Here is a 14,128-nt window from a genome sequence, read left to right as displayed (position 1 = left end):
ATGATCAACGACCTTCGTCCGCCGGCAATGGAACCGGCGGAGCTGATATGGCGAGACGGAGTGCCTGAATCAGCGCGCTTTGGCGACGTTTACTTCAGCAGAGATGACGGTCTGGCCGAAACCCGTTACGTGTTCATCGAAAGAAATGGACTACCCGGGCGCTTCGCGAAACTCGACAGGAACAGCCACTTTGTGATCGCCGAGACAGGTTTCGGAACCGGGCTCAACTTCCTGGCGACCTGGGCCGAGTGGCTGGCTCAACGACCTGACGATCAAGACCACGCGATTCTTCACTTCATCTCGGTGGAGCGCTACCCCCTGGCTCTGGCTGATCTGGAAAAGGCCCTGGAGAGCTGGCCGGGGCTGCAGCCCCTGGCACGGGAGCTGATTGAGAACTACCCACCGCTGATCAAAGGCACTCACCGCCTGGTACTTGGCGGCGGCGCGATCAGGCTTACGCTCTGTTTTGGCGATGTACTGGACGCCTGGAACGAACTGGAATTCGTGGCCGACGCCTGGTTCCTTGATGGATTTGCGCCGTCGCTGAACCCGGACATGTGGCTTGAAAAAGCCATTCATCAGATTCGGGCTCACAGCCAGCCCGGCACCACCCTGGCCACCTTCACCTCGGTCGGCAGGGTTCGTCGTGCGCTGGCAGATGAAGGCTTTGAGATGGCGAAAGTTCCCGGCTTCGGGCGCAAGCGGGAAATGCTGACCGGCAGGCTGCCAACGTCGGAAGAGGTCACTGCCCCCACTGTCGGAACTGACCCCATCGTCATCATTGGCGCCGGGATCGCCGGTGCCGCTCTGGCCCGCAACCTGGCGGAACGGGGCGTTCCGGTGGTGCTTGCCGACCAGGCCAGTGGCCCCGGTGCAGGAGCTTCCGGTAATGACCAGGGTGCCCTGTATGTAAAACTCGGTGTCGAGTACAACGACCAGACAGAGCTCGCAGCCACCGCGCTTTGCTTCAGTCAGCGCTTCTACCAACGCTGGCAGGGCGAGTTCTGGTACCCATGCGGGTTGCTGCAGCTCGCAGCCACAGACCAGGAGCAGGATCGCCAAAAGCGGTTTCTGGAACGCAGCAGCTACCCCGAAAACCTGCTGGCTGCCGTATCACCCACAGAAGCTAGTCGTATTGCCGGCATACCGGTCCAGTGCGAAGGGCTATGGTTTCCGGGTTCCGGGTGGTTACAACCCGCCCGTGCGTGCAAAACGCTGATTGAGCACCCGCTCATCCGCACGATTTTCGGATTCAAGGCCGATACGCTGAGGTGGACAGACAACCACTGGGTCATTCAGGCCAGTGACGGGAGATCTCTCAGAGCCGCAAAGGTTGTAGTTGCTGCCGGCCATGAAAGCACTGCCCTCGCACCTGTACCTAAGGGTCAGTCGCTGCGCCTCAAGCCCATTCGCGGACAGGTCACTCGTATACCCGCAGACGGCTGCCGGTTTCCAGACGTAGTCATTTGTGGCACCAAATACCTGAACCCCGCTTATGACGGCAGTGCCATAACCGGTGCCACATTTGATCTTCGCAACGATAACCCCGAACCAACGCCCGAGGGACATCAGGAAAACCTGGACCAGCTTCGGGAACTGCTGCCCTCCATAAACATCTCAGAGCACATACAGGCAGAACACCTGGAGGGACGCGTCGCATTCCGCTGCGCCACACACGACTATCAGCCGGTGGCAGGTCCGTGCCCCGACAACAATGAGATATCCCGGACCGGCGTGTATCTGCTCACCGGTTTCGGCAGCAAAGGCCTGGTGTGGGCTCCCCTGCTGGCGGAATATCTGGCCGACCGGATCTGCCAGCAACCAGCCTGCCTGAATACCCGGCTCGCCCGTCGTGTGGAAACGGGGCGCCTTTACCGGAACCAACTAACCGTATAGTAATAAACTCGAGCTATAGCGAACGGTCCGGCGGCCGATAAACCGTCATAAGGTGGCAGTAGAGGGGGAAATCCCCCGGAGAGGTGGAACCATGTCCATTTTCGTCAGTGAACCCGGACGTCCGATCGGGACCCGGTTACCCGAAGCGTTCCGAAGTCGCCGGGTGGGCGATGTCACCGAGCTGTCGGAGTCTGCGTCCATTTCTGCCGAACACAGCGAGGCTACCGACGCCGAGTTTCAGCAGGCAGTGCACAGCGGCGGCGGTGGTAGCAGCTTCCGCGCACTTCAGGAGTATGGTGCCGCTGCTGCGGGCGAACGTCGGGAGGAAAGGGTTTACCTGCCCGTCGCCGACATCAGCTCGCCAGCTCAGTTTTCGGTTCCTGCTTCTGCCACCGTCGCAGAGGCGCTGGAGACCATGGAAGAACACGGCGTTCACCATCTGGTCGTGCTCTCGGATAACAATGTCGCAGGCCTGATCGACCTGCGATGGCTTCTTTCGTGGATTCACGAGAACAGTTCGGAAGCTTTGAACCAAAGCCTGATTCACATTGAACTACCGGCTTTTCTGACTGCATCTCCCGAAACCGACGCCCATCAACTAGCACGCCTGATGCTTGCTCACCGGTTGAATGCAGCCCTGGTCATCAATGCTGCCGGACAACCCGCCGGCGTGGTCACCAGCACCGACTACCTGAAGCTTTATGCCAATGCGGGCCGACAGGAAGGGGCGGTCTGACCCCACCCCGGACCTGCAACCCGGAGGATTACGGCGTTATCGGTGTCAGTAACTCACCTTCCGGGCTGAAAACAAGCAGCATCCTTTCGCCATTTCGGTTCACCAACGCCACCACTTCATCGTCGCGGTAATTCTCCAGATCGAGAATGTCCAGACCTTCGAATGCCAGTTGCCTACGCCAGTTGCGGAAAGCTACGTCAGATTCTGAGGTATCCACTCTCGCCAGGATACTCTCTGTGCCCGTCACCGGCGCCGCCTGGCCTTCAACAAAGCTCCCGTTGGTATTGCCCGACACCACAATATCACCGTCAAACCGGACTCCACTGGTCAGGAATTCATTGGATAGATCACCGGCATCATCAACGGTGTACGCGCTCAGAGGTTCGCCTGAAGTATTGAATCCCAAAACAAAGCCGGCCCGATTATCCAACCGCGTGCGAATAATCTCATCCTCCGCATTTTCGGTACCGGCATCCTCTGGCTGCGCTTCACGGAATCGGTAGCTATAGGGCGCGTCGCCAATCAGCACCACCCCGGCACCACCATACAGACCGTCCCCGAGCGATTCAGAACTGTCTTCACCCACCTGATACACGGTCGGTGACTCTCCGGTGTTGCCATTGAAGAAATACGGGCCAACATTTCCCAGGCCATCCAGCGTCATTGGCGACGCCCCGAACAACAGAGCCAGGGAGCCTTGTGAGCTACCACCGACTACCGTCTCATCACCTGATGAGCCAACCTGCCGCGTCCAGGCCAGGGTCGGCTCCAGAGCTCCTGCGTTCTCCGCCGTATCAATGCGGGCCAGGAAACTGTCGGTGCCGCCCTGGTAGGCACCGTTATTCCAGGCACCGCGGGTTTCGCCGCCCACCAACACATAGCCAGTGGTGCCGTTAATACCCACCCATCGCACTGAATCGTCCGCCGGCGTGCCAATCCTGAAGATATTGTTTCCGGTCCAGCTGGGAAGATAGTTCCCCGAAGCACCGTCATAATGAAACAGGGCCGTTACCGCATCAGACCCGCCAACCGGAGCTCCCGGCGCTGTTTGGTCAGAGCTGAAAGCAACGGCAATTTCATAACGATTCACACGGTTATTGTTTTCAGTAACCGTTCTTACACCTACGTCCAGGAATACGTCTGAAGGTTGCAGTGTTATCGCCGGGTCTGTCACGTCAACAATCTGCAGCTCCATACCTGCCTGATCATAAATGCGGACCTGAACCTGGTTGTTTCCTGGTAGGTAACCCGCAACGAATACGCGACCCTCATGGCCCAGCGCCACATCCGTTGCCATAAAGCCATCACTCCAGACCAGCGGTTCAATCAGACGGTTCAGGTTCAGCCTCAGCAGTGTTTCAGACTCGCCCCTCGCATATCCGGCCCGGCCAGCCTGGTAATTTACATCGACGCCAATAGGCGCAGCGTTGTCGTCCAATTCATCCTGAAGATTGTTGTAAACAAGCGCACGCACACCAAAGGTGATTTCATCCTGCTCCAGCGGGAATACCAGCTCCTCAATTGGATCGTAGGTACCCTGAGCATTCTTCTCAACAATCTCGAAAGTCTCGTCCTCGACAACACCGGTCAGCTCACCAATTCTTGTCAGCTTGGCTCTGAACAGGGTTTTACGGTCACCCGTGAGAATGGCGCGATACTCACGAGTCGTCTCGGTATTGATCGTATCGCGACTACCGCCATTGACGGTTTCTATGCTGAGTAGCGGCTCGTTATCCTCAATTGAAAGGTTGGCCTTGACCTCAACGCTACCATTGCCCAGGGAGGCAATGCCCTGGCGTACTTCGGTCAGAACCATGGTCGCCACTTCTGTTGGCTCGGGAAGCAGGTCGTCAACCACTTCAAAGGGGATATAGCACTCGGTAAGACCGGGCTTCAGTGTCACAACACCGCCGGTTACCGTATCGCCAGTCGTGTCATACTCGACGTACTCGAGGGGGTTACCCTCTTTATCAACGGGGTGATTCAGTTCGTCGCTGAGCGCAACAAGGTCTTCGCCAATAATAATCGCACCGGTGTTGGCGCGGCTATATTTGCAGTCCTGATGGGCGGGATCAGTTTCGTCATTGTCACAGGCAGTTGGGTCGAAATCAGAACGCAGCTCAAAGGCGATTTTGACTTCGGTAACCGAGGGTTGATCCAGATTTACTTTTACATACGCGCGCTTTGTTGGGTAGGTAACTGACTCAGTTCCATCCGGCGCGCCCTCACCCGTGAACTTCTGGAGCTCGTAAGAATAGGAGCCGGCATCAAGCTCAGGCACCGCACACCCTTCTTCCAACTCGTCTTCGGAGTCCTGGCTTTCACCTTCTTTCAGATTGGCTCCGGCAAGGGTGATAACGTTCCGCTTGACCTCGATATCAAACGGCTGAAAACCCGCCATGCGGCCGTCCGTGGTGACTATCTCGATATTCTCGGTCTGGCCAAGATCAGCTTCACCCCGGTTGCCCCCGGATAGCCCAGGCACACCGCGCATGATAATACCCTGACGCGCCTTATTGCTGGTGTCTTCCAGCGCAAGCCAGGATGGTGCATTAGTCAGTGAGTAATCGAGAATGCTTTCGCCGCCATAGGCGCCCCAGTTGTAGTAATACTCCACCCCCAGATAGGCGGTGGTCGGTGGCGCCCCCAACAACGTGGGCTGGTCAGGATCTTTTTCGGTCTTGCAGCCGGTTGCTGCCAGGGCAATCAGGGCAACACCAAGGAGGCGGCCCGAGGCGGTTGAGCGGGAGAACAAATCGGCGCGCATGCAAAAATCCGTTTCATGACGTTATTGTTATGGCCGTGCCCGGATGCCTGGCATCCGGTTTACACACCGTTACAGATCAACGCCATGGTAGCCAATTTGAATCCGGAGCGATCTGCGCGAGTTCTCAGATTCTTTGGCCAGCAGCCCTCAGACCTCGACACCATGCTCCCGAAGCAGGTCGGCCAGCCCTGCCTCATCCAACACAGGCACCCCCAACTGCTCTGCTTTCGTCAATTTGGAGCCGGCAGCCTCGCCTGCGACAACGCAGGCGGTTTTCCTGGAGACACTACCAGCCACTTTGGCACCGAGCTGCTCAAGCTTTTCCTTGGCCTCATCCCGTGTCATCCCGGAGAGGGTGCCAGTCAACACCCAGGTCTGACCACTGAGAGGCTGTTCATCGACCGACAGCACTTGCTCTTCCTGCCAGGTGACGCCTGCTTCTTTCAGCGCCGCAAGTGTTTCCTGATTATGGGGCTGATCAAAGAAGCTCCGGATATGACCGGCCACAATAGGCCCGACATCAGGCACCGTCTGGAGAGACTCTTCATCCGCTTCGGAAATCGCTTCCAGCGTGCCGAAATGGGCTGCCAGCCCCTTGGCGGTCGCCTCACCCACTTCACGAATACCAAGTGCATAAAGGAACCGCCAAAGCACCGGTTCACGGGAGCGATCGATGGCGGCAACAAGATTTGCCGCAGATTTGTCGCCCATACGCTCCAGACTGGCGATCTGGAATTTCGTCAGCCGGTAAAGATCCGCCACGGTGCTGACCATACCTTCGTCCACCAACATCTCGATCAGCCGGTCCCCAAGGCCCTCAATATCCATGGCCTTCCGGGAGGCATAATGCCGGATCGCTTCCTTGCGCTGAGCCGGGCAATACAGGCCGCCCGAACACCGCGCAACGGCCTCTCCTTCAATCTGGACAATATCCGAGCCGCAGACCGGGCAGTGCTCGGGCATTTCAACCATCGGCGCCATGGCCGGGCGCTTTTCCGGCACCACCTTCACTACCTGCGGGATAACATCCCCGGCCCGGCGAATGAACACCGTATCGCCGATATGAACGTCCAGGCGTCGGATCTCATCCATATTGTGCAGGGTTGCATTTGACACAGTCACACCGCCGACAAACACCGGCTTCAGGCGGGCTACCGGTGTCACTGCTCCGGTTCGACCCACCTGGAATTCCACATCTTCAATGATCGTCAGCTCTTCCTGGGCCGGAAACTTGTGGGCGATCGCCCAACGCGGGGCGCGGGAAACAAAACCCAGCTCCTGCTGAAGATCGAGACGGTTTACCTTGAACACAATGCCATCGATTTCATAGGGCAAGCTGTCGCGCTTGGCCATCAATTCGTTGTAGGCATCCAGACAGGCTTCCACACCCTCGGCCTTGCGCATTTCCGGATTGATCCGGAACCCCCAGTCCCTGACAAGCTGCAAACTGTCCCAATGAGTTTCAGGCAATACACTTTCATCAGTTACCGCCATACTGTAGGCACACAGTTCCAACGGGCGCCTGGCGGTTACCGTCGATTTCTTCTGGCGCAGGCTTCCGGCAGCAGCGTTGCGAGGATTTACAAAGGTCTTCTCGCCCTGCTCTGCCAGGCGCTCATTCAGCTTCTCGAAACCGGCACGGGGCATGTACACCTCGCCGCGGACCTCAACAAGATCCGGATATCCCGAGCCACGCAGCTTGAGAGGTACCGACGGAATGGTGCGAATATTGGCGGTGATATCTTCGCCGGTATAGCCGTCACCCCGAGTCGCGGCACGGGTTAATGTACCGTTTTCGTAGTGCAGACTGACGGCGAGACCGTCCAGCTTGGGCTCACAGACATACTCAATGGCCCCGTCCTCTCCCAACCGGTCACGAACCCGATGGTCAAAATCCCGTAGCTCGTCCTCACTGAAGGCATTATCCAGCGACAGCATCGGCAGGCGATGGGTAACTTCCTCGAAACTGGTCTCAGCGCTGCTGCCTACCCGGCGGGTCGGCGAATCCTCTGTCGCCAGTTCCGGGTGTTCGGCTTCCAGCTTCTGCAACTCCCGAAACAACCGATCGTACTCGGCGTCGGGGATCCTGGGGTCGTCCTGAACGTAATAGTAATAATTGTGGTCTTCGAGGGTAGCGCGCAGAGAGTCCACGCGCTTACGGATAGTTTCGGGAACGTTGGTCATCGGGTCTGGGGTCCGGACGGGCTGCTAGGCTCGCTGGGAGCGTTGTTTGCGTTCAAACTCACGAATGCGCTGGCGACAGTGCTCAATGGTTTGCGGCGTCATTACGCTTCGGCGCTCATCTTTCAGTTCGCCACCAAGGTTTCGGACTACGCACTGGGCAGTTTCAAGCATGAATTCGAAGGCCTGCAACGCATTGGTGGGCCCCGGCAGGCTCATGAAGAAACTGATACCGGGAGTACTGAGGCCCGCCATGTCCTGCGGGCGGAAGGTACCCGGCTCCACGGCATTGGCCACACTGAATTGCACAGACGTGGTGGTGTCCTCGGATTCGTGGCGGTGGTAAATGTCCATATCGCCATGCTCCAGGCCGCAGGCCTCAAACAGGCTCTTGAGTTTGCTGCCCTGGAACTGCTCGCCGCTGCGAGCCAACACGTTGATCACCAGGACTTCCCTGGCCTCGGGGCGATTGGCTCCGGCCAGGGGCTGATTCTTGCGCGGCTTGTTGGGCGTTCGCCTGGCGGTATCTTCCTCAACTTCGGTGGTAACCACCGGCGGCTCTTCCGCTCTGGGTTCGGGTTCGGCTTTGGCCTTTTCAGGACGGGAGGGCCTGGTTTTCGATCTATCCACCGCCGGTGCCGGAGTGCTAACCGCCTCGCGCTCAACGGGCTCGGATTCTTCTGTTTCCGGTTTCACGACCCTGGGAGGGCTCAGGATGCCGTCATCCTCATCGTCGTCCCGGGCGCTCCAGCCGGATTCCGGGGTTACATCGTCTTCTTGATCAGCACTTACGGGCGCGGACATATCGCGTTTCAGATAGCCCCGGTCTTCCAGTGTCGAGCGGGAAACCGTGCGAGCACCACCGTTTGGCAATTCCGGGTTGAAGTCATCATCCAGCGGGGAATCCTTGAGTTCGTCGGCCCCCATACCGGACGAAATGGCCATGGATTCCTTCCGGGCACGCCGCATACGGCGCACACCGTCAATCACAATTCCAATAATAACCAGGGTACCTATGGCAATTAACCATTCCCTAAGTGACATAATGCTGCTGTCCTGTTTGCAGTTTGGAACGTTGCTACTCTAAGAAAAGCCCGTAATGAATACAACGCACACCGGGCCCAGATGGCGTTATTGTCATGGTTGGCGAGCATTTCACCAACCACTGCGCCTATCAGGCCTCAGCCAGCGCGGCGGCCTCATCCACATCAACAGATACCAGGCGCGAGCAGCCGGGTTCGTGCATGGTGACCCCCATTAACTGATCCGCCATCTCCATGGCGATCTTGTTATGGGTAATGTAGATGAACTGAACCTGTTTCGACATTTCCTTAACCATATTCGCGTAGCGACCCACGTTGGCGTCGTCCAGCGGCGCGTCCACTTCGTCCAGCATACAGAACGGAGCGGGATTGAGCTGGAAAATCGAGAACACAAGCGCGATGGCTGTCAGCGCCTTCTCACCCCCCGACAACAGGTGGATGGTGCTGTTCTTCTTGCCCGGCGGCCTCGCCATGATGGCCACGCCAGTCTCCAGCAAGTCTTCCCCGGTCAACTCGAGATAGGCATTGCCACCACCGAATACTTTCGGGAAAAGGGCCTGCAGGCCGCCATTCACCTGATCAAACGTCTCTTTGAAGCGCTGCCGGGTTTCCCGGTCAATTTTCCGGATAGCATTGTCCAGGGTTTCCAGCGCTTCCATCAGGTCGTTGTGCTGCTCGTCCAGGTAGGTCTTTCGCTCGCTTTGTACCTGATACTCTTCAATGGCCGCGAGGTTAATTGCTCCCAAACGCTGGATACGGTTACCGATTTTCTCCAGCTCTTCGGCCCAGACCTTTTCTTCAGCATCCTCTGGCAGCTGTTCGAGAACGTCCTGGAGCTTAACGTTGAGTTCTTTGAGCTGCTCAATATGGTTGCCTGAGCGAATTTCCAGGGCCTGGGATTCCATCTTCAGTTTTTCCAGCCGAGCCCGGATTTCCTGAACCTGATGCTCGGTTCGGCTCCGCCCCTGTTCGCGATCACGAACCTGTCGATCAATCTCTTCCAGGCCATCCCGGGCGGCACTGAGCTTTTCTTCTTCGGCCAGTCGTCGTTCCAGCAACCCTTCAAGTTGCAACTGGAGATCCTCAATAGGCTCCTCGGCACTTTCGCGGGATTCCCTGAGTACATCCAGCCGCTCTTCCAGGCGCTCTTTCTGCATCTGCATCCGGTCGATGGTTTGCTGCAGTCCGTCGCGCTGGCTCTGGAGTGTCTGCAACTGTAGTTGCAGTTGATGAGCGTGATCACGGTCATGCCGGGCTTCCTGGCGCAGGCGGTCCAGTGTTTCCCTCAGAGAATCCCGTTGCTCCAGCAACTGCTCTTTCTCTTCCTCACTGTCCTCGCTGGATGCGAGTGCAATATCCCACTCCTCACGGGCTTCCTGAAGGTTGGCGTTCTGCTCTTCCAACGCCAGGCCCACATCCGCAATGTCTTCCCTGATCCGGGACAGCCGGGCTTCAATCTGCTCTGCCCTGGCTTTCAGACCACTGGCACGGGAGGCCAGAGCCCCAAGCTCCCGCTCGACGTCGCTGTGGCGGGCTTGAGCCTCGTCCCGTTCGGTTTCGGCACGCTCCGCCTTCTCCTGGAGATGCTCAAGCTGCTCGGTTGCCTGCTCGAGCCTGGCTTCTGCTTCCGCCAGCTTTGCCTGCAATTCCGTTACCTTTTTCTGACGCTCAATCACACCAACCTGAGCGGCATCGGAGTCAGGCATCAGCAACCAGTCACGAGAAAGCCAGACACCGTCCCGGGTGATGATGCTCTCGCCAGGCGCCAGACCAGATCGGTTGGCCATGGCTTCAGAAAGGGTATCGGCAGCCTGAACCAAAGAAAGCAGCTGGCTGATCGCCCCAACACCACTCACCTTGGCCGCCAGGCCACGGGTTTCGGAGGCAACGGCACGGTCACTGACCACCGCAAAACCTTTGGGGGCCGATTCCAGCGCTGTAGCCAGTTGATCGAATTCCGGCAACGTCAGGCCCTGAGTGAAGCGGCCAATGACCTGCTCGACGGCAAACTCCCAGCCGTCCTCAATCGACAATTTCGCAGCAAGTCGCGGCGCGTCGGTCAGCCCCTGATCGGCCAGCCACGATTGCAGGGCATCGTCGCCGGCACCCATTTGTTCGTCCAGAAGTGCCTGCTGGGACTCCATCGTGGCTTTGAGGCTCTGCACCGTCTGCCGATATTCAGATGAACTCTGTTCGGCGTCGCGCAAAGCCTGTCGGCTCGAATACACCTGATCCTGCAGTTGCTGAATACGCTCCGCGGTTTCTTCCCTTTTCAGTGCCAGGGTTTCCTGTTCTTCCAGAAGCTGCTCGAGCTCCGAGCGATCCAATTGTCCGTCGAGCAGCGCCTGCTCATCCCGCAATTTCTGTTGTCGGGTTTTCAGCTGTTCGATGGCGTCTTCAAGAGAGCGAATTCGGGATTGCGCCAGTTCGGCCTGCCGGCGGGCATCCGATGAACGGGTACTGAACTCATCCCAGCGATGCTGCCAGTCACTCATGGCCTCTTCTGCCTGCTGGAGCTTCTCGGCCGATTCCTCTGAACGTATCGCCAATGCCTCCTGCTCAGGCTCGATCATGTCGAGCTCTTCCCGGAGCGTGGCCAGCTTTTCTTCATCCTGTTCCAGTTCGCGGCCTAATTCGCGCTCGTTGGCCAGGGCCTGATCCAGCTCTGCGGCAGTCTGTCGGCTGCGCTCGCGCTGGTGCTCCAGACTTTGCTCAATACGGGCAATGTCGGCCCCGGCCTCATAGTACCGAGCCTGAGCCCGGTTAAAGTGCTCGGTCCGTTCATGGTGGTCTTCCCGGAGCGATTCCAGCGAAGTTTCCAGGTTCACCCTTTCGGTCAGGAACTTCTCAAGTTCCAGCTCGGTATCGCGGATTTTTCCGCGCCAGGTCTGAAGATCGTCATCCAGGGCTTTCCAGCGCAACACCGTTAGCTCGGCTTTCTTTTCACGCTCTTCCTGTTTGTAGGCTTTGTATTTTTCCGCGGCGGCCGCCTGACGCTCCAGGTGCTGCAGTTGACGTCCAAGCTCTTCGCGAAGGTCTGTCAGCCGCTCCAGGTTCTCCTGAGTACGGCGAATACGGTTCTCCGTTTCCCGCCTCCGTTCCTTGTATTTGGAAATGCCCGCAGCTTCTTCGATGTACACCCGCAATTCCTCAGGTTTCGCCTCAATCAGCCGGGAAATCATGCCCTGCTCGATAATGGCGTAACTGCGCGGCCCGAGACCAGTGCCAAGGAACAGATCGGTAATGTCACGACGACGGCATTTGGAGCCATTCAGGAAATACTCGGATTGCCCTTCCCGGGAAACCCGGCGTTTTACCGAAATCTCGTTGAACTTCACAAACTCGCCGGGCGCCGATCCGTCACTGTTGTCAAAAACAAGTTCAATAGACGCCTGTCCCACCGGCTTGCGGGCACTGGAACCGTTGAAGATAACGTCGGTCATCGATTCGCCACGCAGGTACTTCGCGGAACTTTCACCCATTACCCAGCGAACAGCATCGATAATATTGGACTTGCCACAGCCGTTAGGGCCCACCACCGCGGTCATGTTGGAGGGGAAAGGCACCGTAGTGGGATCAACAAAGGATTTGAATCCCGCGAGCTTGATGGACTTCAGCCGCATATCAGGCGGTCTCCTCCGTGAGAATACTCAGAACCTGGTGGCGCTGATGCTCGCCAAAGTCCTGAATAACCCGTTGCAGACGCTCGGAATCACCCTCAACGGCAGCATCGGCCAGACGACGGAAGAAGGTACCGGTTTCTGCGATCTCACTCCGGAAATGATCCAGCGCCACGTAATAGGTCCGGCTGATGGCGGGACGGAAGTTTTCGAGGGTTTCCTCAAGAAAGGGATTGTCAACCAGACGGTAGGCGTACTGCATGACCCCGAACCCCGCTTCAATGACCCGCTCTGCGGCATCGGGCGCATTCGAGTTCAGGGCATCAATAACCGCCTGCATTTCATTAACCTGCCCCATCACGCCGCCGAGCTGTTCACCTGGCCAACGCTCCAGCACCTTGCGAGCCAACATGCACAGCAGATCGATGTAAATATCGTAAAGGGCATTCACCGAGTCTATCGTCAGCTCCGACACCACCGCCCCGCGCCGGGGATAGATCTCAACCAGATGACGCCGCTCCAGAATCAGCAGAGCCTCACGCACGGAGCCGCGGCTGACATTCAGATCGCCGGCGACCTTGAGCTCCTGAATTCGCTCTCCCGGCTTGAGATCGCGAACAACAATGCGCTGCCCCAGATGCTGGGCAATCTGTTCGGATAGGCTTTCCGGTGCCTGAAATCTCATAAATCGACAGCTCGCTTGGTACATTCAAGCGCAGGAGTTTATCACAGGCTTTTGGCAGCCCCACCCCTTTGTCCGACATTTCGATTGCACGTCTTCAGAACCGGCAACCCGCTGCCGGAATTTTGACAACCAGGCAAATATTATCTGCCAGTTTATGGAATCGACTTTAACAGGAGACACCTTCCTTTTGTTTTTATTGATTTTTTATCTTATGGCATTTTTTCTGCTTATTGGTACAGCAAATCACTTTGTCACCAGCAGAGCGTCCTACTGTGAAAAACCTGACATCGATCCGGCCAAACACTTCCCGCCCCGCGCGGCTTGCCGCTTTGAAGCAGTCGTTCCAGGACTGGAACAACACCTCCGATGTCATGGCCCGGCTGGCCAGACGCCTGAGCACCACTCTCTCCCTCGAGGCGCAACTGTCGATTCTGGCGGAGGAGATGACAGACATGGTGCCTTTCGACTCCCTCAATTACAGGCACCGCATCGCCCGTCAGGACTTCGTTTTTTCCACTGGCATGGGTGGGCCCCATCGCTGCGAGTACCGTCTCTCTCTGGAAGGTCACCAGTATGGCACTCTGACGTTACACCGTCGCCAGCGATTCAGCGAAGAGGAACTGACGGGTATCGAGATGATGCTCTCCGGTGCGATCTGCCATATTCGCAATGCCTGCCAGTTCATTGCCATCGAACAGACCGCACTGACGGATTCCCTGACAGGCATTGGCAACAAACGGGCACTGGATGAGGCGCTCCAGCGCGCCAGCGCCATGGCGGACAGACACGGCGCCCCCTGGAGCCTGATCCTGTGCGATCTGGATCACTTCAAACTGATTAACGACAACCACGGCCACGTGGTTGGCGACCACATTCTCGCTCGCACCGCAGAAAAGCTTGAGCAGGCCCTGCGTAATTCCGACACGGTCTATCGCTTTGGTGGCGAGGAGTTTGCCATTCTCCTGCCTCATACCAACGAGCAGGAAGCCCGTGACGTAGCAGATCGAATTCGGGCTGCCATTGAAAGCATTCGAGTGGACGGCGGTGAAACACCTCTGACGGTTACCGCCAGTTGCGGTGTGGCGATGCACCTGACGGATGAACAGCCCGAGCAATGGCTTGCCCGGGCCGACGAAGCACTCTACCGGGCCAAGGCGGCCGGCAGAAACTGCACACGGGTATTCGCAAGTATTTCCTGAA

Annotated in this window: 8 protein-coding genes; 3 read left to right on the top strand and 5 right to left on the bottom strand. The window is 57.7% G+C overall.

Going from position 1 to position 14,128, the window contains the following annotated elements; translation table 11 throughout:
- Nucleotides 1-1,896 carry a bifunctional tRNA (5-methylaminomethyl-2-thiouridine)(34)-methyltransferase MnmD/FAD-dependent 5-carboxymethylaminomethyl-2-thiouridine(34) oxidoreductase MnmC gene (mnmC, locus tag C7436_RS00920; protein WP_121206369.1) on the top strand — a complete coding sequence of 632 codons (1,896 nt, stop codon included), beginning with the start codon at nucleotides 1-3 and terminating at the stop codon, nucleotides 1,894-1,896.
- Between the two features lie 91 nt (nucleotides 1,897-1,987).
- Nucleotides 1,988-2,632 (top strand): CBS domain-containing protein, encoded by a 645-nt coding sequence (locus C7436_RS00915; protein ID WP_014421707.1) that lies wholly within the window; start codon nucleotides 1,988-1,990, stop codon nucleotides 2,630-2,632.
- 28 nt (nucleotides 2,633-2,660) lie between these two features.
- On the opposite strand, the gene C7436_RS00910 is transcribed toward C7436_RS00915, so the two are convergent.
- From C7436_RS00910 to C7436_RS00890, 5 genes are all read right to left on the bottom strand, one after another.
- Nucleotides 2,661-5,399: a hypothetical protein gene (locus C7436_RS00910; protein WP_121206368.1), complete on the bottom strand. Its 2,739-nt coding sequence runs from the start codon at nucleotides 5,397-5,399 to the stop codon at nucleotides 2,661-2,663.
- A gap of 147 nt (nucleotides 5,400-5,546) precedes the next feature.
- On the bottom strand, nucleotides 5,547-7,583 hold the full coding sequence (gene ligA / locus C7436_RS00905; RefSeq protein ID WP_121206367.1) for an NAD-dependent DNA ligase LigA: 2,037 nt from the start codon (nucleotides 7,581-7,583) through the stop codon (nucleotides 5,547-5,549).
- 24 nt (nucleotides 7,584-7,607) lie between these two features.
- Entirely contained in the window at nucleotides 7,608-8,624 is a 1,017-nt protein-coding gene (gene zipA, locus C7436_RS00900) for a cell division protein ZipA (protein ID WP_121206366.1), read from the bottom strand.
- Nucleotides 8,625-8,754: 130 nt separating this feature from the next.
- The gene (gene smc / locus C7436_RS00895; protein WP_121206365.1) at nucleotides 8,755-12,246 is read right to left on the bottom strand and encodes a chromosome segregation protein SMC; all 3,492 of its coding nucleotides are present in this window, start codon (nucleotides 12,244-12,246) and stop codon (nucleotides 8,755-8,757) included.
- Nucleotide 12,247: 1 nt separating this feature from the next.
- A complete protein-coding gene (locus tag C7436_RS00890) occupies nucleotides 12,248-12,928 on the bottom strand; it encodes a GntR family transcriptional regulator (RefSeq protein ID WP_022992464.1) in 681 nt (226 codons plus the stop codon).
- 272 nt (nucleotides 12,929-13,200) lie between these two features.
- On the opposite strand from C7436_RS00890, the gene C7436_RS00885 reads away from it, so the two are divergent.
- Complete coding sequence (locus C7436_RS00885) at nucleotides 13,201-14,127, top strand: GGDEF domain-containing protein (RefSeq protein WP_022992465.1); 927 nt, start codon at nucleotides 13,201-13,203, stop codon at nucleotides 14,125-14,127.
- The last annotated feature ends 1 nt before the right edge of the window (nucleotide 14,128 follow it).

The sequence above is a fragment of the Marinobacter nauticus genome, assembly GCF_003634635.1.
Taxonomy (GTDB): domain Bacteria; phylum Pseudomonadota; class Gammaproteobacteria; order Pseudomonadales; family Oleiphilaceae; genus Marinobacter; species Marinobacter nauticus.
Note: the sequence above shows the minus strand (reverse complement) of the source record. Positions and strands in the feature narration are given on the sequence as shown.